Annotated in this window: 16 protein-coding genes and 1 pseudogene; 14 read left to right on the forward strand and 3 right to left on the reverse strand. The window is 44.8% G+C overall.

Going from position 1 to position 20,680, the window contains the following annotated elements; translation table 11 throughout:
- The coding region (locus H6A32_RS01045; protein ID WP_204863558.1) for an ABC transporter permease at window positions 1-2,350 on the forward strand (2,350 nt) is incomplete at its 5' end.
- Here H6A32_RS01045 and H6A32_RS01050 read toward each other — a convergent pair.
- Complete coding sequence (locus tag H6A32_RS01050) at window positions 2,340-3,218, reverse strand: LysR family transcriptional regulator (protein WP_204863559.1); 879 nt, start codon at window positions 3,216-3,218, stop codon at window positions 2,340-2,342. The two genes, H6A32_RS01045 and H6A32_RS01050, sit on opposite strands and share 11 nt — an antisense overlap.
- A 116-nt stretch (window positions 3,219-3,334) precedes the next feature.
- On the opposite strand from H6A32_RS01050, the gene H6A32_RS01055 reads away from it, so the two are divergent.
- The 6 genes and pseudogenes from H6A32_RS01055 to fucO all read left to right on the forward strand — a co-directional run.
- Window positions 3,335-4,342, forward strand: coding sequence for an alpha/beta hydrolase (locus H6A32_RS01055; RefSeq protein WP_204863560.1), 1,008 nt, complete (start codon window positions 3,335-3,337; stop codon window positions 4,340-4,342).
- Between the two features lie 281 nt (window positions 4,343-4,623).
- On the forward strand, window positions 4,624-5,598 hold the full coding sequence (locus H6A32_RS01060) for an ROK family protein (RefSeq protein WP_243424827.1): 975 nt from the start codon (window positions 4,624-4,626) through the stop codon (window positions 5,596-5,598).
- Window positions 5,599-5,817: 219 nt separating this feature from the next.
- A complete protein-coding gene (locus H6A32_RS01065) occupies window positions 5,818-6,867 on the forward strand; it encodes an NAD(P)-dependent alcohol dehydrogenase (protein WP_087252820.1) in 1,050 nt (349 codons plus the stop codon).
- Window positions 6,868-6,950: 83 nt separating this feature from the next.
- Window positions 6,951-8,327 carry an MFS transporter gene (locus H6A32_RS01070; RefSeq protein WP_087252819.1) on the forward strand — a complete coding sequence of 459 codons (1,377 nt, stop codon included), beginning with the start codon at window positions 6,951-6,953 and terminating at the stop codon, window positions 8,325-8,327.
- Window positions 8,320-8,667 carry a PfkB family carbohydrate kinase gene (locus H6A32_RS01075; protein WP_204863561.1) on the forward strand — a complete coding sequence of 116 codons (348 nt, stop codon included), beginning with the start codon at window positions 8,320-8,322 and terminating at the stop codon, window positions 8,665-8,667. Before H6A32_RS01070 ends, H6A32_RS01075 begins: the two co-directional genes overlap by 8 nt.
- Window positions 8,622-9,557: pseudogene (gene fucO, locus H6A32_RS01080) on the forward strand (lactaldehyde reductase); the annotation flags it as partial. The gene H6A32_RS01075 and the pseudogene fucO, both read left to right, overlap by 46 nt.
- 88 nt (window positions 9,558-9,645) lie before the next feature.
- Here the strand turns inward: fucO and H6A32_RS01085 are convergent.
- Window positions 9,646-10,323, reverse strand: a complete 678-nt coding sequence (locus H6A32_RS01085; RefSeq protein ID WP_204863562.1) for an alpha/beta hydrolase — start codon at window positions 10,321-10,323, stop codon at window positions 9,646-9,648.
- 230 nt (window positions 10,324-10,553) lie between these two features.
- On the opposite strand from H6A32_RS01085, the gene H6A32_RS01090 reads away from it, so the two are divergent.
- The 5 genes from H6A32_RS01090 to mgrA all read left to right on the forward strand — a co-directional run bounded on the left by H6A32_RS01090 (window position 10,554) and on the right by mgrA (window position 16,758).
- Window positions 10,554-10,769: a hypothetical protein gene (locus H6A32_RS01090; protein WP_242958991.1), complete on the forward strand. Its 216-nt coding sequence runs from the start codon at window positions 10,554-10,556 to the stop codon at window positions 10,767-10,769.
- Window positions 10,770-10,912: 143 nt separating this feature from the next.
- Complete coding sequence (locus H6A32_RS01095; RefSeq protein ID WP_204863563.1) at window positions 10,913-12,613, forward strand: M3 family oligoendopeptidase; 1,701 nt, start codon at window positions 10,913-10,915, stop codon at window positions 12,611-12,613.
- A gap of 97 nt (window positions 12,614-12,710) precedes the next feature.
- Window positions 12,711-13,544, forward strand: a complete 834-nt coding sequence (locus tag H6A32_RS01100; protein ID WP_204863564.1) for an acyltransferase domain-containing protein — start codon at window positions 12,711-12,713, stop codon at window positions 13,542-13,544.
- A gap of 251 nt (window positions 13,545-13,795) precedes the next feature.
- Entirely contained in the window at window positions 13,796-15,745 is a 1,950-nt protein-coding gene (locus H6A32_RS01105; RefSeq protein ID WP_204863565.1) for a fructose-1,6-bisphosphatase, read from the forward strand.
- 11 nt (window positions 15,746-15,756) lie between these two features.
- Window positions 15,757-16,758 carry an L-glyceraldehyde 3-phosphate reductase gene (mgrA, locus tag H6A32_RS01110; RefSeq protein WP_204863566.1) on the forward strand — a complete coding sequence of 334 codons (1,002 nt, stop codon included), beginning with the start codon at window positions 15,757-15,759 and terminating at the stop codon, window positions 16,756-16,758.
- A gap of 55 nt (window positions 16,759-16,813) precedes the next feature.
- On the opposite strand, the gene H6A32_RS01115 is transcribed toward mgrA, so the two are convergent.
- Window positions 16,814-17,740 carry an AraC family transcriptional regulator gene (locus H6A32_RS01115; RefSeq protein ID WP_118635861.1) on the reverse strand — a complete coding sequence of 309 codons (927 nt, stop codon included), beginning with the start codon at window positions 17,738-17,740 and terminating at the stop codon, window positions 16,814-16,816.
- A gap of 251 nt (window positions 17,741-17,991) precedes the next feature.
- On the opposite strand from H6A32_RS01115, the gene H6A32_RS01120 reads away from it, so the two are divergent.
- On the forward strand, window positions 17,992-19,155 hold the full coding sequence (locus H6A32_RS01120; protein WP_118635864.1) for a galactokinase: 1,164 nt from the start codon (window positions 17,992-17,994) through the stop codon (window positions 19,153-19,155).
- Between the two features lie 18 nt (window positions 19,156-19,173).
- Window positions 19,174-20,664, forward strand: coding sequence for a UDP-glucose--hexose-1-phosphate uridylyltransferase (gene galT, locus H6A32_RS01125; RefSeq protein ID WP_204863567.1), 1,491 nt, complete (start codon window positions 19,174-19,176; stop codon window positions 20,662-20,664).
- The last annotated feature ends 16 nt before the right edge of the window (window positions 20,665-20,680 follow it).

Raw genomic sequence — 20,680 nt, forward strand, 5'->3', positions numbered from 1 at the left:
AATCACGTTTATTCATGCGGACGAAACTTACCGCCAGATGGCACATAGAGAACTGCTGGAGGGAACCTTCCCGGAAAAGGAAAATGAAATTGCGGCGGACGGATATGTACTCAGCAATCTTGGATTTTCCGGTAATCCTGGGGATTCTCTTCGGATTGGCGAGAAGGATTATGTGGTAACAGGGGTGCTCAAAAGTGAATGGGCGGCAAGCTCCAGTGAGATGGAAGTCTTTGTGAGTGATTCTTTTACGGGCCGGGGAAGTCAGACCTTCTTATATTTGAAATTCGATGAAGACAAGAAGCTGTACAGGCAGCTGGATGCGTTTTTACAGGAACACCGGATTTCCTCCGAGGCTGTTGTCGGGAACGATGAAGTCACACAGTATCTTGGCGGCGAGAAACCCCAGAACGTTTATGATACCGTGAAATTCGGATTGACCAGCGAGGAAGGGAATTTTACCTATATTGTCCTGCAATTACAAAGCGATTACAATCTGGCTTACTATGGAATGATTCTGCTGCTGTGTCTGTTCAGCCTTTTTATTGTATACAGTGTATTTAATATTTCTGTGTCAAAGAGGACTTCCGAATATGCCATGCTGCAGACATTGGGAGTCAGTGAGCAGCAGATCGGTGGCACGTTGCTTCTGGAACTATGGATGCTGTTTCTCGTTGGATATCCCCTTGGATGCCTTTTAGGCAACGGGATGCTAAGCCTTGTGTATCAGAGATTCAGTGGAGTTTTTGGAGAACAGGTGTTATCTGTCGCAGACCAGACGCTGGCAGAAGGAAGCGGAGGAATTCAGTTTTATCTTTCCTGGGACGCCATGGTATTTGGATTTGTGTTCCTGCTGATTTCATTTGCGCTAATTGCGTTCCTTGTAGTCCGGTCCATGCGAAAACAGTCCTTGAAAGAAGGAATGAGCGGCGATCTTTCTTTTACAAAAAGAAGAAAAATCTATGCACTGCGTCATGTGAACATGGCAGGAGTGGTAGTAAGGAAATTTATGTTTGCGAACAGGAGGAAAGTGGTTGGGATTCTGTTGTCCCTGTCCATTGGCGGCTGTATTTTCTTATGTACCACTTATATGGTAGAGAATTTGAAAGTACATGCGGAGCTTTCTCTGAAATCGGACGACGGACTTAGTTCGGAATACCGGATTGGTCTAAAGTCCAATTCACTGGAAGATACGATTCCGGAATCGGTGGCGGATCAAATAAAAAGTATGCCGGAAACAGATCAGGTCTACGCAACGAAGTATACGCTGGGAGAAATACAGCTTACAAAAGGTGAATTTCTGGCGGATGAGAGATGGAAAGACTTTTTTCAATATCAAAATGAGGAACCGTATTTTATTCAGAGGTATGCGGGGATCTGCAATCAGCAGGAGGATGGAACGTACCGGATCAAATATGATGTGTACGGTTATGATGATGCGATGATGGAACAGCTTCGTGACTATGTTTTGGAGGGAGAGATTCTTCCGGAAAGCATAAAAAAGGAAAACCAGGTGATTGTGACGGCCAATATGGATGGCCAGGGGAATTACTATTTTTACGGGAAAAAGCCGGGAGATACGATTACGCTGCGGGTTCCAAAACCAGAGGCGTATACAGATGACCTGCTGAAATTTCAGAGCAAGGAAGAAAATTATATAGAAAAAGAATTTGTCATCGCGGCCATTGTAAGCAGACCGCTGGCTCAGGAACAGGATTTCTTGAATACGGAAGTCTGGGAAAATGCGCAGAGCATCATTACGACAAATGAAAAGATGAAAGAAAACTTCGGAATCACGAATTATAGTTTTATCCATGCGTCACCGGCAGAAGGAGCAGAGACGGCAAGCGTAAGTAATCAGTTACTGCAGACGATTCGTGATGTTCCAAAAGCAGTATTGCAGGATTATACTTCCGCGATTGAGACACAGAGGAATTATCTGAACCAGCAGCAGATTTTCTTCTCCAGCATTGCCGTGATTCTGCTCATCATCAGCCTGTTCCACATTATGAACAGTATGAACCACACCATTCTCGCAAGGAGAAAGGAATACGGAATCATGCGTGCCATGGGGATTACGGACAGTGGCTTTTACAAAATGATTCTGCAGACAGGTATTTTGTATGGATTACTGGCAGATGCATTGATCTTCGTATGTTATCATTACATTTTCCGTAGAGTCATGGATTACTACATGGCACATGTCGTACAGTTTTTACATGTAACCTCCACGGTCCCGAACATGGTTTTGGCCGGAATCATGGTGTTGAATGTGGTGCTTGCCATTGTGGCGGTGATGATTCCGGCACGGAAGATGATACGCGAAAATATTATCAGTGAGATCAGACGGTAAACCGATCTTTTACCATTTCCAGCATCCGTTCTGCAATCGGAGTAAATACCTGATATTTTTTCCAGATCAGGTAGATACTGGTTTCGAGCTTCGGATTCAACGGGCGAAAGACAAGTCCGCTGTCCGGATGGGTGTCAATGAGGTGGTCAAAGGTCAGGAGATACCCCAGTCCTTCCCGGACGAAAATGGAGCCATTGTAAGAAAGGCGGAAAGAGCCTTCCGGTTGCAGCTCATCCATACGACTGCCGCACCATCTGGCAATATCATGGTTCCATCCCTGTTCCGAGCAGAACAGAGGGAGCCCGGCCAGATCATCGACTGTAACAGCGGATTTTCCGGCCAGCGGACATTCGGCAGGCATGACAAGACCCCACACATCCGGTTCGGGAAATTTTAGAAAATGATACCGGGCAGGATCGGGCTCCTGGGCCAGTACGGCAAAGTCAATAATTCCTTTGTCCAGTTTTTCTGTAACCTGCTCGGTATCACCGCTGGTAATATGATAATGCAGAGCGGGATAGGTTGTTTTCATGGCACGGATCACAGCGGCAAGATGCCGGATCTGATAGGATTCTGCAAGGCCCAGATAAATATCGCCGCCCAGAATATCGTCCAGAGTATGAAATTCTTCTGTGATTTTATCTGCCATTTTGACAAGATCTTCCGCACGTTTCCCCAGCAGAATCCCTTCTTCGGTGAGCTGAATGCTGAAACTGTGTCTCGTAAAAAGTTTCTTTCCAAGTTCCTCTTCCAGGGCTTTCAGCTGTTTGGAAAGAGTGGGCTGAGTGACGTGAAGCTGCTCGGCGGCCCGTGTCATATTTTCTTCCCGTGCAACAGCAAGAAAGTAGTTTAATGTTTTTAATTCCATTCCAATCTCTGCCTCCTGATATTCTAAAAAATTATATCACGATATAAATTATAACCATTAGCGACAGGGAAAACAAGAAGATATAATAAAGACAGAATGAAAGGATGGTAATGGACATGACTGATACTCAAAAGCTGAATTTAACGGAAGAATGGGATAAAATATTTCCGAAAAGTGAAAAGGTGAATCACCGGAAGGTGACATTCCACAACCGGTATGGGATTACCCTGGCAGCGGATCTATATGAGCCAAAAGAGAGTGAAGGAAAACTGCCGGCCATTGCGGTGTGCGGACCATTCGGAGCGGTGAAGGAGCAGGCAGCAGGACTCTATGCCCAGACTATGGCAGAGAGAGGGTTTCTTACGATTGCATTTGATCCTTCTTTTACCGGGGAAAGCGGGGGCGAACCGAGGTACATGGCCTCCCCGGATATCAATACGGAAGATTTTCAGGCAGCGGTTGATTTTCTCTCTGTACAGGATAACGTAGACCCGGAGAAAATCGGTATCATCGGCATCTGCGGATGGGGCGGCATGGCGCTGAACACGGCGGCACTGGATACCCGGATCAAAGCGACGGTGACGTCTACCATGTACGATATGTCCCGTGTCAATGCAAACGGATATTTTGACGCAGAGGATTCTGCAGATGCCAGATATGCAAAGAAAGAGGCGCTGAATGCACAACGGATCGTAGACTACAAAAACGGAAGCTACGCACTGGGCGGCGGCGTGGTGGATCCGCTCCCGGAAGATGCGCCGTTCTTCGTGGCAGATTATCACGATTATTATAAGACAGACCGCGGCTATCACAAACGCTCCTTAAATTCCAATGGAGGATGGAATGTCATCGGCTGTATGTCGTTTCTGAATCAGCCGATTCTGAAATACAGCAACGAAATCCGCAGCGCGGTGCTGATGATGCATGGGGAGAAGGCGCATTCCTGTTACTTCAGCCGTGATGCCTATGCTGCGATGGTCAAAGAGAATCCATATGCGGATAATAAGGAATTACTGATTATTCCGGATGCGGTGCATACCGATCTGTACGATGGAGGCGGAAAGGATGCGATTCCATTTGACAAAATGGAACAGTTTTTCCGGACTTATTTAAACTGTAAATAGATGGACAGGAATGCTGACAGAAAAACAAATTTATAAATAAAAACGAAAGCCAGTATGGTAAAGTTGCTTTCTGGAAGACAGAATGTTATACTAAAGAAAACACTTTAATAAAGTATGGGTGATATAACATGGAAAGAAAGCAGACAACAAATATGGAGGTAAAGAAAGCAAACAGAAATCGTGTTTTCAGGTATATCTGTAAGCGTGGAACTGCCTCTAATCCGGAAATCTCGTATGATATGAAGATGAGTCTTCCTACTGTGACGCAGATCACAAAAGAGTTGATTGAGAAGGGCTTCATTGAAGAAACCGGAGAACTGCAGTCTACTGGAGGAAGACGTGCGAAGGCACTCTCAACTGTGATAAATGTAAGGCAGGCTGTAGGATTAGATATTACGAAAAACCATATTAGCTTTGTGCTTACGAATCTTACCGGTGAGATTTTAAAGCATGTGCGTATTTATCTTCCGTATGCCCATGAGCCGACTTATTATCATAAGGTGAAAGAGGAACTGGAATGTTTTCTGGATGAAAGCAATGCTGACCGTAAAAGAATTTTGGGTATAGGAATTTCTTTTCCTGGAATCATTGATTTGGATAGACAGTTAATTACGTATTCGCATATCCTTGGGGTAGAAATGATACCTTTTGATTCCATAAGCAGTTTTTTTGATTATCCCTGTTGTTTTGTGAATGATGCGAATGCGGGAGCTTATGCGGAAGGAATTTGTTCAGATGAACGAGAGCGTTTTTTCTACTTGTCTTTAAGTAATACAGTTGGAGGGGCAATTTTTGATAATAATGGGCTCGTACAGGGCAAGCATTTTCGCTGCGGAGAAGTCGGGCACATGACTGTGATTCCGGATGGAAAGATATGCTATTGCGGGAAAAAAGGATGCCTGGATGCGTATTGCAGTGCGGCAATTTTGTCAGATGCAGCAGGAGGAAAATTAGAAAAGTTCTTTGAGCTATTGGAGAAGAAAGATCCAAAGGTGGCAGATATATGGGATGTCTATACAGGCTATCTTGCTGTGGCATTAAATAATATCCGGATGCTCCTTGATTGTGATATTATTCTGGGAGGATATGTGGGAAGCTATATAGAGCCTTATTTACCGGATCTATGGAATAAAGTATCGGAACGGAATACATTTACAGAGGATCAACAATTTGTAAATAGCTGCAGATATAAGGTTGGGGCAGCGGCGCTAGGAGCAGCACTGGAAGTAATTGAAAATTTTGTAAAACAGATATAAACTGCACGCAGGTGCTTTTACAGGAGACTTCAGAAATGGAGTCTCTTTTTTTGATGCAGTTTTACTAAAACGTAAGATGTCTTTTTGAAGATAATGACGAAATAATACTTGATTGCCAGGAACTATTGACAAAAAGTGGAATAGGATATAAAGTAAAAAACATAATAAAACTATTTAATTAAGTATAAAATAAAGTAACATAAAAAGGAGGAAATAATAATGAAAGGAAAGATGAAAGTTGCTGTCATGCTGGGAATCGGAAAGATGGGATTTGAAGAGCGGGATATTCCAAATCCAAAAGATGACGAGGTATTGGTAAAACTGGAATATGTGGGTATCTGCGGAAGTGACCTGCATTATTATGAAACAGGGGCCATTGGAGACTATGTGGTAAATCCGCCTTTTGTGCTGGGTCATGAACCGGGAGGAACTGTTGTCGAAGTTGGTAAGAATGTAAAGCATTTAAAGGTTGGAGACAGAGTTGCTTTGGAACCAGGAAAAACCTGTGGACACTGTGAATTTTGTAAAACGGGACGTTACAATCTGTGCCCGGATGTGGTGTTCTTTGCAACACCTCCTGTAGACGGCGTATTTCAAGAATATGTTGCTCACGAAGCAGATCTGTGTTTCAAACTTCCAGATAATGTAAGTACGCTGGAAGGTGCTTTGATTGAGCCATTGGCAGTAGGGTTCCATGCAGCGATTCAGGGAGAGGCACACCTTGGACAGCAGGCTGTTGTCATGGGCGCAGGCTGTATCGGTCTTGTTTCAATGATGGCATTGAAAGCAAGAGGAGTGTCGGAAGTGTATGTGGTGGACATTATGGAGAAACGGCTTGAAAAAGCATTGGAACTGGGGGCGACGGAAGTTATTAATGGCGCAAAGGAAAATGTACTGGAACGGGTAAAGCAGCTGACAGATGGAGCTGGTGTAGATCTGGTAATTGAAACAGCGGGTACGGAAATTACAACAAGGCAGGCAATTCATATGGCAAAAAAAGGCTCCAATATTGTTCTTGTGGGATATAGCAAGAGTGGAGAGATGACACTTCCGATGAGTCTTGCACTGGACAAAGAACTGACCTTTAAGACCGTATTCCGTTACCGTCATATTTATCCAATGGCGATTGATGCGGTTGCAGCAGGAAAAGTAAATCTGAAGGGGATTGTAACGGATATATTTGGATTGGACGAAGCACAGAAAGCAATGGATTATAGTGTGAATAATAAAGCGGATATTGTGAAGGCTGTTATCCGTATTACAGAATAAGGAAACAAATTTTTTCAATTACCGGCCCGGATCAGGAAAAAGTAGAGCCAGCCAGTATTTGTAATTGATAAAGGAGAATTGTAATGAATCAGAAAGATACAAACGTAAAAGTACCACTGATCAGTAAGATTGCATACGGTATGGGAGATGTGGGATGCAATTTCAGCTGGATGTTCGTGGGAAATTTCCTGATGATATTCTATACAGATATTTTTGGAATTAGTATGGGAGCGGTGGCAGGTCTGATGTTGTTCTCACGATTTTGGGATGCAATTAATGATCCGATTATTGGCGGATTAAGCGATAAAACCCATACGAAATGGGGAAGATACAGACCATGGCTTTTGGTGGCGGCACCATTGACAGCCGTGATACTGATCTTGACGTTTTGGGCACATCCGGATTGGTCGTCCACTGCAAAGGTCATCTATATGGCAATCACTTATTGTATTCTTGTATTAGGTTATACGTGCGTGAATATTCCTTATGGGACACTGTGTGGAGCAATGACACAGAATATAGAAGAACGGGCGAAAATCAATACATTCCGATCTGTCAGTGCAATGATTGCGATTGGCATTATCAATATTGTGACGGTTCCTCTTATTGGAAGGCTTGGTGGTGGAAATGATCAAAAGGGATATTTATTGATTGCTGTTTTATATGGATGTATTTTCGCAGCGTGTCATATTTTCTGCTTCGCAAAAACAAAAGAAGTGGTGGAAGTACCGGAGAAAGAAAAAATTTCTATAAAGGTTCAGTTAGCGACTGTGACAAAAAATCGTCCATATATGATCGCTCTTGCAGGACAATTTCTGTTCGGTGTGACACTCTATGGAAGAAATGCGGATGCATTATACTATTTTACCTATGTGGAGGGAAACGAAGCGTTATTTAGCACCTATTCTTTGTTTATTATTCTTCCATCTATTATTGGTGCTGCCTGCTTTCCACTGGTATTTCGGCTTACCAATAATAAAGGACGTTCTGCATCCATCTTTGCACTGTTGACGGGAATTAGTATGTTCTGTATGTACTTCTTTACAGTTGGAGAAAATCCTGTTCCATTTTATACATTTTCTTGTCTGGCACAATTTTTCTTTTCCGGTTTTAATACTGCGATCTATGCGATTGTTCCGGATTGTGTGGAGTATGGAGAATGGAAGACCGGACTCAGAAATGATGGATTTCAGTATGCATTTATTTCACTGGGAAACAAAATCGGAATGGCGATTGGAACTTCTGTACTTGCAGGTGTTTTGAGCATGTTTGGATATGTTGCAAACCAGCAGCAGAATGCAGCGGTATTATCCATTATTAAACATTCTTTTACAACAGTTCCGGGGATACTCTGGATCGTAACGGCGATAGTTTTGTATTTCTATCGTTTGAATAAGAAAGCATATAACAAAATTGTGAAGGAAATACAGGAAAGAAAGGTTGAGGGCAAGCATGTATGATGTTGTTGCGTTAGGCGAGCTGTTGATTGACTTCATCCAGAATGGGAACAGCTCCAATGGGAATCCGGTATTTGAAGCAAATCCAGGAGGTGCACCATGTAATGTGCTGTCAATGCTGACCGGGTTGGGTTATAAAACTGCCTTTATAGGAAAGGTCGGAGACGACTATTTTGGGAAAATGCTTGGGAATACCATCAAAAGAATTGGCATCTCCGACAAAGGTTTGATTTATGATAAGGAAGTGAATACTACCCTTGCGATAGTACATACGATGGAAGATGGAGACAGGGATTTCCAACGATTGAGAACGTACAGCACGGAGTTGAGGCATTTAAGGTAGCAAAGGCAGACTATATCATTGCGATCGGTGGAGGTTCCTCCATGGATACGGCAAAGGCGATCGGAATTATCATTGCCAATCCGGAATTTGAGGACGTAAGAAGCCTGGAAGGAACAGCGCCTACGAAAAATCCTTGTGTGCCAACGATTGCTGTGCCGACCACAGCAGGAACTGCAGCGGAAGTAACGATCAACTATGTTATTACAGACGTTGAAAGAAAGAGAAAATTCGTTTGTGTAGACCCGCATGACATGCCGGTTGTTGCAGTCGTGGATCCGGATATGATGTCTTCCATGCCGAAAGGACTGACAGCATCAACGGGAATGGATGCTCTGACACATGCCATCGAAGGATATACGACAAAAGCAGCGTGGGAAATGACCGATATGTTCCACCTGAAAGCAATCGAAATCATCAGCAGATCCCTCCGGAGCGCAGTGGCAGGAGAAGCAGAAGGCCGGGAAGGCATGGCTCTTGGCCAGTACATTGCCGGTATGGGATTCTCCAATGTAGGACTTGGAATCGCTCATTCCATGGCACATACATTGGGAGCAGTTTATGATACTCCGCATGGTGTTGCATGCGCAATGATGCTGCCGATCGTAATGGAGTACAACGCTGACTGCACAGGAGAAAAGTACCGTGAAATTGCAAGAGCAATGGGTGTAAAAGGTGTGGACGATATGTCTGTGGAAGAATACCGGAAAGCGGCAATCGATGCCGTTCAGCAGCTGTCTGTAGATGTTGGAATCCCGACAAAACTGGAAGCATTAAAAGAAGAAGATCTGGACTTCCTTGCAGAATCTGCTCACGCAGATGCCTGCGCGCCTGGCAACCCGAAAGACGCAAGCGTGGAAGATCTGAAAGATCTGTTCCGCAGATTGATGTAAAACAGTTAGAAAAAGCAAAAAAATCGCTGGTGCCTTTATATGAGGCATTCAGCGATTTTTTTAGATATTTCATCATACGGCCTGAAGCTCAATGCTGTTCTGTGATCCATTGAATACCTGCTGCTGTTCTTTGATCCGGATGATCAAAATGCCCGCCTTCATTCCACTCAAAGGTTACGTGGATGTTCTGTGACTGAAAACAGGAGACGGCCTTTTCCGTATGATGTGCGACTGTTTTCATGAGCGGATTTCTTGTTTTGTGCTCCTTCTTTCCAAGAGAAAGGTAAATACAGTCCGGCCGGACAGCCAAGGAATGGGATTCCATGTATTCGGAGAAGCCGGGAAACCACAGAGAACCGGATATACTGGCAGCTCTGGAAAACAGATCTGTGTGATAGAGCGTATAGATGGCGAACAGCCCGGCAAGAGAATAGCCAGCGATTCCTCTCCAGACTGGTTCGGATCCGATCCGCCGTTCAGCTTCAGGAAGAATCTGCTCTGTCAGCTGGTGGATGTATGCGTCAGCGCCTCCGGTAAAAGGATCACCTTTTGGAAAGACAGTCGGACAGTCCCAGGGTGCCATATCGTGATTCCAGGAAAGATCACTGATCGAAACAAGTGTAAGATCCGGACAGCCGTATTCCAGCAGATACCGGGAGATGCAGGCACCTTCGTCCTTAACCGAAGGAAGATAAATAACGGGTGCGTCCGGTCGTCTGCCAGGTAAAATGGAAATCTGATTTTGGCCCAATGAAAAAGACTGCATAAAACGTTCTTCCTTTCTTTTCATATCGTTTAATTAAATATAGAAATAGTATAGCAGAAAGAAAACTAACCGGAAAGAGTTTGAAAAGATACATCGGACATTCTGGAAATTCCATATTTGATAATTTTTTATCAGAAATTCTTTGACAACAGAAAAAGGAAGGACTATACTAAAAGTTAGAAATAACTAATTAAAGAAAGAAGGCCTTAAAATTGGGAAGGTATTATCGAGTGGCAAAAAATCTGACAGAGGAAATGGTTTCGGAAATCCTGAAAGAGATGCTGGAAATCCCGGAGGTGGAACGGGCAGAGTTTACGGAAGATAATACGAAAATACTGGTTCTGACACAGGAGGAGCAGTATCCCGAAGTCATGACGAGAATCGTCAATATCTTCAGCCGTGTTGGACACGGATGCGAATTATCGTTTGCCGGATTTGCACATTAGGAAGAGCGTGTGAGGACACAAAAACAGAATAGACAGACAGAAAAAGGCGGGGAGACGACTGGAAAATGTCGTACTCCCCGCCTTTTTTTGCCTGTATGAATGTGGTATACTGAATCTATCTTAAGACTGGAGGGAAATGTCATATGGAGAGAAAGGAAACATTCAGCGAATTTTCTTACAAAAGAATCGATCTCGAGGAAGTGAAAAAGAAGATCAGGGAAATCACAGAAGAGGTAAAACAGGCATCTTCTGCTGAAGAGCAGGCAGCGGCCATTTACCGGATGAATGAAGTGGAAAAGGAGATTTCCACAGCAGATTCTCTCGTATACATCCGTTATACGGTGAATACAAAAGATGAATTTTATGCAAAAGAGCGGGAATATAACGACCGGATTTCTCCGATTCTCGAAGAAGAGATGCAGAAATACAAGGAAGCGCTGCTTCACTCGCCATTCCGGAAAGAACTGGAGGAAAAATTTGGAAAAGTGATCTTTTTGAATCTGGATCTTGCGATGAAAGGATTTTCACCGGAAATTACCGGGCTTCTTCAGGAGGAGAGTACGCTGCAGACCCGGTATCAGTCTCTGCTTGCAGGAGCGCAGATCAAATTTCAGGGCGGACAGTATAATCTTTCCCAGATGGGACTGTTTATGCAGAGCCAGGACCGTGAGATCCGGAAGGAAGCGTACGAAGCCTACGGGAAGTTTTTTGATGATCATCAGGAAGAACTGGATGAAATTTTCGATCAACTGGTGAAAAACCGTACCGAGCAGGCACACCGCCTTGGCATGAAAAATTTCGTGGAGCTTGGCTATGTGCGCCGCCAGAGAAACTGCTATGCACCGGAAGCCATTGCGGACTTCCGTGATCAGGTGGTTCGGGATCTCGTTCCGGTTGTCTGTGAAATCAAGAAGACACAGGCAGAGTGTATCGGTGTAGATCATTTGAAAATATACGATGATTCCTTCCGTTTCCCGGATGGCAATGCGGTTCCGCAGGGGACGCCGGAGGAAATCATGGAGGCAGGACGCCGGATGTATACGGAAATGTCCCCGGAGACTGCGGATTTTATCAAAATGATGTTCGAACGGGAGCTTTTCGATGTGGTAGCTAAACCGGGGAAAGCGACCGGCGGTTACTGCTGTGATATACCGGGCTATGGCTGTCCGTTTATCTTTTCCAATTTTAACGGTACGGCAGGAGATGTGGATGTGCTGACCCACGAAGCGGGACATGCTTTTGCCTCCTACATGGCGGAAAAGCACATCGATCTGCTTTCCATGCATCTGCCGTCCATGGAAGCTGCAGAGACTCACTCCATGTCCATGGAATTTTTTGCGACACCGTGGTATGAGCTGTTCTTCAAACATCAGACAAAGAAATATGAAGTTTCCCACCTTGAGGGAACGCTGAATTTTATTCCATATGGATGTCTGGTGGATCACTTCCAGCAGGTAGTCTATGAGCATCCGGAGATGACGCCCCAGGAGCGCAACGAAGCGTGGCTGAAGCTGGAAAAACGGTACCGCCCGTATCTGGATCTGGAGGGAATTCCTTTTTACGAAAGAGGAGCCGGATGGCAGAGACAGAACCATATTTACGCATCACCGTTTTACTATATTGATTACTGTCTTGCACAGACCGTGGCGCTGCAGTTCTGGCTGGAAATCGAAAAAGACTGGGATCAGGCCTGGGTAAAATACAAAGAGTTTGTAAAACGCGGAGGTACGGATACATTCCTTGGACTGGTAAAGGGAGCAGGACTGACTTCTCCGATGGAGGACGGATGTCTCCGTTCGATCGCGGAGTATTCCGGTAAGTGGCTGGAAACACATAAAATCTGAAGTGTTTAAGAAATAGGATGTTAAAAATAACATCAATGGATGGACTGAGAAAGGGACAAGCTTTCTCAGTCCGTAACTATGTTATGGAGGTGACAGAATGACCTTGCATACCATGCTTTCAGAACTGCATTACCGGGATCAGATTCAGGAAGCGGTTCAAAAGGAAATAAACAGACTGGGTGACACAGTGGAAGTGCTTGCAGACAAAGCGTATCAGGGAGAGGATTTCCAGTTTTCCCTGTGTGATCAGGTTCCGGCTGTCCGTTTAGCTGTCATTACCTGTCTTCTTGTGGAGAAATATGAAGAATACAGGGCACGGGGAATCTCGGACAGTATTATTTTTGATACCTTCCAGGATGTTACGCTGCGGGCAGAGATTTATTTTCAGAAAACCGGCCGGGCCGGGCTTGAAAAAGACGATGTGATCTGGTTTCGCCACATTATGAATGCTGAGATTTTTAAAATTGGCTCTTTGCAGTTTCAGCCATTCCAAATGGTATATCTGGATGATGATTATTTTTATATGATTTATTCCACGAATGCACAAGAACTTCTTCCCTGCGGCTGTCCGGTGTTAAACTGTCATGTTCAAAGAGGGGCAGATCTGCATACAGAGGCGGTGGAGGACTCCTTCCAAAGAGCGAAAAAGTTCTTTGCTCAGATTGATCCTGAAACGAAATATAAGGCTTTTCTGTGTTACAGCTGGCTGCTTTATCCGCCGATGATCCAAGCTCTTTCTCCGTCCTCCCATATCAGGCAGTTTGCGGAAAAGTTTCAGATAATTGGTACAAGCAGAAATTCAGATCAGGCAATGGAAAATCTTTTTAACGGGAAAGAAAAGAGACTTACTCCAGACTCTACGTTCCTTCAAAGGATGGCATTGAAGCAGGAAGAGAGGTTTGGATTTGGCTGTGGTGTTATTTTGCTTTAATTTGAGTGGAAATTGAACGAGAAATTTACGCACTGATAAGAAAATATGATATAATCATTTCATCAGGTAAAGTGATACGGAAAACCTGCGGGCAGTGAGATGATTTGAAGCAGAGAAACGAGGCGGGAATTGGTCAGACCAGTTCCTGTCTGTTTTATAATAATCAAATATAGAGCAGGGATTCTGGCAGGGGAAATACCTGGTTTTCGAAAGGCTTTAAATCCGTTTCGCGCCGCGGTAAGGAGGAGAATATGGAGCAAAATAAATATCTGGAATATCTGGCTGAACTGTATCCGACAATCGAGAAGGCATCCACTGAGATTATCAATCTCCAGTCAATTATCAACCTTCCGAAAGGAACGGAACATTTTCTGTCGGATATTCACGGGGAATACGAGGCCTTTTCCCATGTGCTGAGAAATGGTTCGGGTGCCGTGCGAAAGAAGATTGATGATGTATTCGGACATACCCTTGGTACGGCGGAGAAGAGGTCGGTCGCAACATTAATTTATTATCCGAGAGAAAAGCTGGAACAGCTAAGACAGTCCGGGGAGGACATGCAGAACTGGTATCGAGTGACGCTTTACCGTCTGATCGAACTTTGCAGAGTCGTTTCTTCCAAGTATACCAGATCCAAGGTACGGAAAGCGCTGCCGCCGGATTATGCTTACGTTATTGAAGAGCTGATTACAGAGAAGCCGGAACTTTCGGACAAAGAGGCGTATTATGAGGCCATCATTCAGACGATTCTGGATATCGGGAGGGCAGAGCCTTTCATTATAGCGATGGCAGAATTGATACAGAGGCTTGTGGTAGACCATCTGCATATTATCGGCGATATTTTTGACAGGGGACCTCTGCCGCACCAGATCATGGACTGCCTGATGGACTATCATTCACTGGATATTCAATGGGGAAATCATGACGTCCTCTGGATGGGAGCCGCAGCCGGACAACAGGCATGTATCGCGACGGTGATTCGCCTGTGCCTCCGGTACGGAAATCTGGACATTCTGGAGGATGGATACGGCATCAACATGCTTCCGCTTGTAACCTTTACGCTGGAGACCTATGTGGATGACGAAGCCCGGCAGTTCGGAATCAAAACCCAGCAGGAAAAAGCAGATATTTCGCTGGCGCTTCAGCAGAGAATGCACAAGGCAATTTCAGTGATTCAGTTTAAAATTGAAGGACAGCTTTCCAGCGAAAATCCGGAGTTTGGAATGAATGGACGTTGTCTCCTTGATCAGATTGACTACGAAACAAATCAGATCAGGATTGACAGAAAACAGTATGAGCTTTTGGACGGGCGGTTTCCGACAATCGATCCGGCTGAGCCATATGCCCTGAGCGAACAGGAGAAAAACGTGATGGAGAGGCTGACTCGGGCCTTCAAAAACTGTGAAAAACTGCAGAAGCATGTGAAGTTTCTGTTAAAGAAGGGCAGCCTTTATAAAGTATACAATGGAAATCTCCTTTATCATGGATGTGTGCCGATGAATGAGGACGGAAGCTTTATGGAAGTTCCGGTTTATGGGCAGACTTATCATGGGAACGCACTCTACGATGTCCTGGAACAGTATGTGCGTAAAGCATTCTTCTCAATGGAAGAGGAGGAGAAAGAACGGGGCAGGAATATTCTCTGGTTTTTATGGTCTGCACCGGGATCTCCGCTCTATGGCAGAAGTAAGATGGCGACCTTTGAGCGGTATCTGATTGCAGAAAAAGAAACGCATCAGGAAGTAAAAAATGCGTATTATCAACTTCTGGAAAAGAAAGAGACGGCAGAGAAAATCCTGAAAGAATTCGGACTGGAAGGGGAAGAGGCACGTATTATTAACGGGCATGTTCCGGTGCATCAGAAAGAAGGAGAAAGTCCTGTTAAATGCGAAGGCAAACTTCTGATTATCGATGGCGGATTTTCCAGAGCATATCACAGGGAAACCGGAATCGCCGGATATACGCTGATTTATAATTCCTACGGAATGTCGCTTGCGGCACACGAGCCGTTTGAGACGACAGAAATCGCCATTCAGGAGGAAAAAGATATTGTCTCCCATCAGATTGCGGTGAATTACAGCCACAAGCGCCAGACAGTGGGAGATACGGATAACGGAAAACAGCTTCTGAAAAAGATTGGGGAATTAAAGGAACTGATCGGCGCATACCGGTCAGGAACAATTAAAGAGAGAGGAAATTAAGGAGGAGCAACATGTATCAGGCAGCAGAAACAAGATATCAGGGGATGAGCTATGCAAAATGCGGGAAGAGCGGACTGAAGCTCCCGGCAGCTTCATTCGGACTGTGGCATAATTTTGGCAGCAATGCAGCATATGACAGAATGAAGGAACTGGTATTTACCGCGTTTGATCTGGGAATTACCCACTTTGATCTCGCGAATAACTATGGGCCGGTACCGGGAAGCGCCGAGGAGAATTTCGGACGGATTTTAAAGAATGAGATGGCAGCGTACCGGGACGAGATGATTATCAGCACAAAGGCAGGATACGACATGTGGGACGGCCCTTATGGAACAGGAGGAAGCAGAAAGTATCTGACAGCCAGCCTGGATCAGAGCCTGAAGAGAATGGGACTGGACTATGTGGATATTTTCTACCACCACTGCATGGATCCGGAAACACCGCTGGAAGAGTCGATGGGCGCTCTTGCGTCAATTGTCAAAAGCGGGAAGGCATTGTATGCAGGGATTTCCAACTATGATGGAGAGACGATGGAAAAAGCGGCAGATCTTCTGGAATCTTATCATTGTCCGTTTATCATCAACCAGAACCGTTACTCGATCTTTGACCGTTCGATCGAAGAAAACGGATTGAAGGCAGCGGCAAAACAGCGTGAAAAAGGGATCATTGCATACAGCCCGCTGGCACAGGGAATGCTTACGGACCGTTATCTGAATGGCATACCGGACGACAGCCGGATCCGGACAGACGGAAGATTCCTGAAAGAAAGTGCTCTGACAGACGAGCGGATTCACCAGATCCGTGCCTTGAAAGAACTGGCATCCCAGAGAGGACAGACCCTTTCACAGATGGCCTTGAACTGGGTATTAAAAGACAAAGAAGTGACAAGCGTTCTTGTAGGAGCATCCAGACCGTCTCAGCTTATGGAAAATGTCGGAGCGGTCAGCAGAACGCCGTTTTCTGAGGAAGAACTGGAACAGATCGATAAAATCAGCTTAAAGAAATTTAACTAATATAAAATGAGAGCAGCTCCGGACAGAAAAATCCGGGGCTGTATTTTTCAGCTGCTTAATCTGTTTGGGGGAGTGTCTCCCGGGATGGCTGTCTGTCCGGGCGGAACCGGGCCTGATACTGTCTCGGAGTACAGTTCATATACCGCTTGAACAGTTTCCCGTAATAACACGCATTGGAAAATCCGCAGGACTCGGCTGCCTTGGAGATCGTACAGAGACCTTCCTGCAAAAGCGGAAGACTCTGCTGAATCCGGTAATATAAAAGATAATCAAAGACGGTCATATTCATATGCCGCTTGAAAAAGCGACAGCACTCACTTTTTGACAGATGCACATGATCTGCAATCTCTTCCAGTGTAATCTGCTTTGCATAGGAAGTATGAATGAAAGACAAAATCTCTTTCAGCCGTCCGATGGAATCTGATGAGGACGGCTCTTCAAAGGAGCAACTTGTGAAATGTCCATATAAGTGTCTCCAGATTTCGGATATGAGAATATGAAGACGCAGTTCCTGGTCCGGTGCCGGCTGCAGATAAAGTGCATAGATCTCCCGAAGAAGGGAAAGAATTTCTGATGCCCATTCTTCCGATGAAAGAAATACAGCAGAAGAGAACGCCGGGGCATTCAGGACCGGATCCACATATTTGGTCTGAAGAATGCTGTTTTCAAATCCGTACAGAAACCGGGGATGAAACGTGGTGGAAAAATACTGGCAGTCCTGGTTGTCAATGCGCATTCCTGCATGCATGGCGTTGCTGTTGCAGAACAGCCCGTCGCCGGCCTTCAGATGGTAGGTGCGCTCATTGACCCGGTATTCGATCTGGCCTTTCAGAACTAAAGTCAGTTCTATTTCCGTGTGCCAGTGCCAGAAAAAGGCACCGCCTTCATATCTGGACAACATCTCGCCGCTTAAATTCACCGGAAACGTATAATCTCCATGTTGTTTTAATTCTTTTTTATCTTCGTTAATCTGAATCTGCATAGTTTCAAACTCTACAGTCGAAATACAGCCCTTTCGACTGGGAAGCATAGTAGTTTCGTAGTATCAATAAAACTTGGCTGAAAGGCTGTGATTTCAGTCCTATGTATCATACGCTGTTCCGGGGAAAAAATCAAGCTTTAACACCTCAATATTGTTATGGTTTTGAGCAATATATTTGTTGTACTGATCTCATAAACGCATTATAATTTTATTACAGAGAATAAATCAGGAAAAGAAAGCAGGTATGAAGTATGGAAAAGAAACTGATGGAAACATTTCAGAAACTGTACGGAGGGGAAGGGGAAATCAAAACCTTCTTTTCGCCGGGAAGAGTCAATCTGATCGGAGAACACACAGACTATAACGGCGGACATGTATTCCCATGCGCACTGACCCTTGGTACATATGGAATTGCAAGAAAAAGAGAAGACAGAAAGCTTCGCTTTTATTCTGCAAACTTTGAAAAATTAGGCGTGATTGAGACAAGCCTCGATGATCTGGTGCCGTCAAAGGCAGCACAGTGGACCAATTACCCGAAGGGTGTAATCTGGGCATTTGAAAAGAAAGGCTACTCAATTCCGCAGGGAATGGATGTCCTGATTTACGGAACAATCCCGAATGGATCCGGACTTTCTTCCTCCGCATCACTGGAAGTACTGATCGGAGTTATGCTGAAAGAACTGTTTAACATTGAAATCTCAATGCAGGACATCGCGCTGATCGGCCAGTATTCCGAGAACAATTACAATGGCTGCAACTGCGGTATCATGGATCAGTTCGCTGTAGCAATGGGCAAAAAGGACTGTGCAGTATTCCTCGATACGAATACACTTCAGTATGAATATGCTTCCGTAAAACTGGATGATGCAAAGATTGTCATCACAAACAGTAAAGTAAAACACAGCCTTGTAGATTCCGCTTACAATGACAGAAGACGGGAGAGTGAAGAAGCGCTTCATGATCTCCAGAAAGTCGTAGATATCAAGACACTCGGAGATCTGACAGAAGAAGAATTCGAGGCACACAAGGATGCCATTAAAGATGAAATCTGCAAAAAACGTGCAAAACATGCGGTTTATGAAAACCAGAGAACAATCCGTGCGGTAAAAGCACTGAAAGAAAATGATATTGCAGAGTTCGGACGTCTGATGAATCAGTCTCATATTTCTCTTCGCGATGACTATGAAGTATCCTGCGAAGAAATCGATGTTCTGGTAGATCTGGCATGGAAGATTGACGGAGTGATCGGATCCAGAATCACAGGAGGCGGATTCGGCGGATGTACAGTCAGCATTGTAAAAAATGATGCAGTGGATACCTTTATCGATCAGGTCGGAGCAGGATACAAAGAAAAGACAGGCCGTGAAGCAGAGTTCTATGTAGTAGAGATCGGTGACGGTGCAAGAGTATTATAAGGAAAGAAGGAAAATACGATGTTAAACGAAAGTATCAGCAGGCTGGTGCAGTATGGAATCGAAACCGGACTTCTTCCGGAATGTGAAAAAATCTATGCGACAAACCTCCTTCTGGATCTGTTCCATGAGGACAGCTATGAGGAACCGGAAGAAAAGGCAGAGAACATTGATCTGGAAAGTGTATTAAAAGAGCTTCTTGATGAAGCGGTAAACAGAGGACTGATCGAAGACAGTATCGGATACCGGGATCTTTTTGATACAAAGATGATGAACTGTCTGGTACCGCGTCCGGCACAGGTACAGAAAGAATTCTGGGATGCATACGAAAAATCTCCGGAAGCAGCCACAGAATATTTCTACAAACTGAGCCAGGACAGCGATTATATTCGCCGTTATCGTGTAAAGAAAGATAAAAAATGGACGGTAGAAAGTCCGTATGGTACGATTGACATTACGATCAATCTTTCCAAACCGGAGAAGGATCCGAAAGCCATTGCGGCAGCGAAAAATGCGAAGAACAATGCATATCCGAAATGCCAGCTCTGTATGGAGAACGAAGGATATGCGGGAAGACTGGATCACCCTGCAAGAGAAAACCACCGGATCATTCCGATTACCATCAATGAATCCAAATGGGGATTCCAGTATTCACCGTATGTTTACTATAATGAGCACTGCATCGTGTTCAACGGGGAGCATACGCCGATGAAGATCGACCGTGCTGCATTTACCAAGCTGTTTGACTTTGTAAAGCAGTTCCCGCATTACTTCCTTGGATCCAATGCGGATCTTCCGATCGTAGGCGGTTCCATTTTAAGCCACGACCATTTCCAGGGAGGCCATTATACGTTTGCCATGGCAAAAGCACCGATTGAAATGAAAGTGACAATCCCGGGTTATGAAGATGTAGAGGCCGGAATCGTGAAGTGGCCGCTTTCCGTACTTAGAATTCGTCATCAGGATGAAAAGAGACTGATCGACCTTGCGGATCATGTACTGAAAGCATGGAGAGGATATACAGATGAAGCGGCATTTATCTTTGCCGAGACAGATGGAGAGCCGCATAATACCATCACTCCGATTGCAAGAATGAAAGACGGTATGTACGAACTGGATCTGACGCTTCGGAATAATATTACGACAGAGGAGCATCTGCTCGGCGTTTACCATCCGCACGCACAGTACCACCATATCAAGAAAGAAAACATCGGTCTGATCGAGGTAATGGGACTTGCAGTTCTGCCGGCCCGCCTGAAAGACGAGATCGAACTTCTGAAAAAATACATTCTGGAAGGCAAAGACATCCGCAGCAATGAGAAGATCGAAAAACATGCGGACTGGGTAGAGAAATTCCTTCCAGAATACGAAGAAATCAATGCGGACAACATCGAAGAGATCCTGCAGCAGGAGATCGGTAAGGTGTTTGTTCATGTACTGGAAGACGCAGGTGTCTATAAATGCACCGAAGAGGGAAGAGAAGCGTTCATGCGCTTTATCCAGACTCTGTAGAAACAGACGGAGAAAA

It is taken from the genome of Drancourtella massiliensis, assembly GCF_016900655.1.
Taxonomy (GTDB): domain Bacteria; phylum Bacillota; class Clostridia; order Lachnospirales; family Lachnospiraceae; genus Sellimonas; species Sellimonas catena.

What these genes read in the sequence shown, in the direction of transcription:
- H6A32_RS01050 (WP_204863559.1), bottom strand. Translation starts at nt 3,218, where the DNA reads ATGGAATTAAAAACATTAAACTACTTTCTTGCTGTTGCACGGGAAGAA.
- H6A32_RS01055 (WP_204863560.1), top strand. Translation starts at nt 3,335, where the DNA reads ATGACTGATACTCAAAAGCTGAATTTAACGGAAGAATGGGATAAAATA.
- H6A32_RS01065 (WP_087252820.1), top strand. Translation starts at nt 5,818, where the DNA reads ATGAAAGGAAAGATGAAAGTTGCTGTCATGCTGGGAATCGGAAAGATG.
- H6A32_RS01070 (WP_087252819.1), top strand. Translation starts at nt 6,951, where the DNA reads ATGAATCAGAAAGATACAAACGTAAAAGTACCACTGATCAGTAAGATT.
- H6A32_RS01075 (WP_204863561.1), top strand. Translation starts at nt 8,320, where the DNA reads ATGTATGATGTTGTTGCGTTAGGCGAGCTGTTGATTGACTTCATCCAG.
- H6A32_RS01085 (WP_204863562.1), bottom strand. Translation starts at nt 10,323, where the DNA reads ATGCAGTCTTTTTCATTGGGCCAAAATCAGATTTCCATTTTACCTGGC.
- H6A32_RS01095 (WP_204863563.1), top strand. Translation starts at nt 10,913, where the DNA reads ATGGAGAGAAAGGAAACATTCAGCGAATTTTCTTACAAAAGAATCGAT.
- H6A32_RS01100 (WP_204863564.1), top strand. Translation starts at nt 12,711, where the DNA reads ATGACCTTGCATACCATGCTTTCAGAACTGCATTACCGGGATCAGATT.
- H6A32_RS01105 (WP_204863565.1), top strand. Translation starts at nt 13,796, where the DNA reads ATGGAGCAAAATAAATATCTGGAATATCTGGCTGAACTGTATCCGACA.
- mgrA (WP_204863566.1), top strand. Translation starts at nt 15,757, where the DNA reads ATGTATCAGGCAGCAGAAACAAGATATCAGGGGATGAGCTATGCAAAA.
- H6A32_RS01115 (WP_118635861.1), bottom strand. Translation starts at nt 17,740, where the DNA reads ATGCAGATTCAGATTAACGAAGATAAAAAAGAATTAAAACAACATGGA.
- H6A32_RS01120 (WP_118635864.1), top strand. Translation starts at nt 17,992, where the DNA reads ATGGAAAAGAAACTGATGGAAACATTTCAGAAACTGTACGGAGGGGAA.
- galT (WP_204863567.1), top strand. Translation starts at nt 19,174, where the DNA reads ATGTTAAACGAAAGTATCAGCAGGCTGGTGCAGTATGGAATCGAAACC.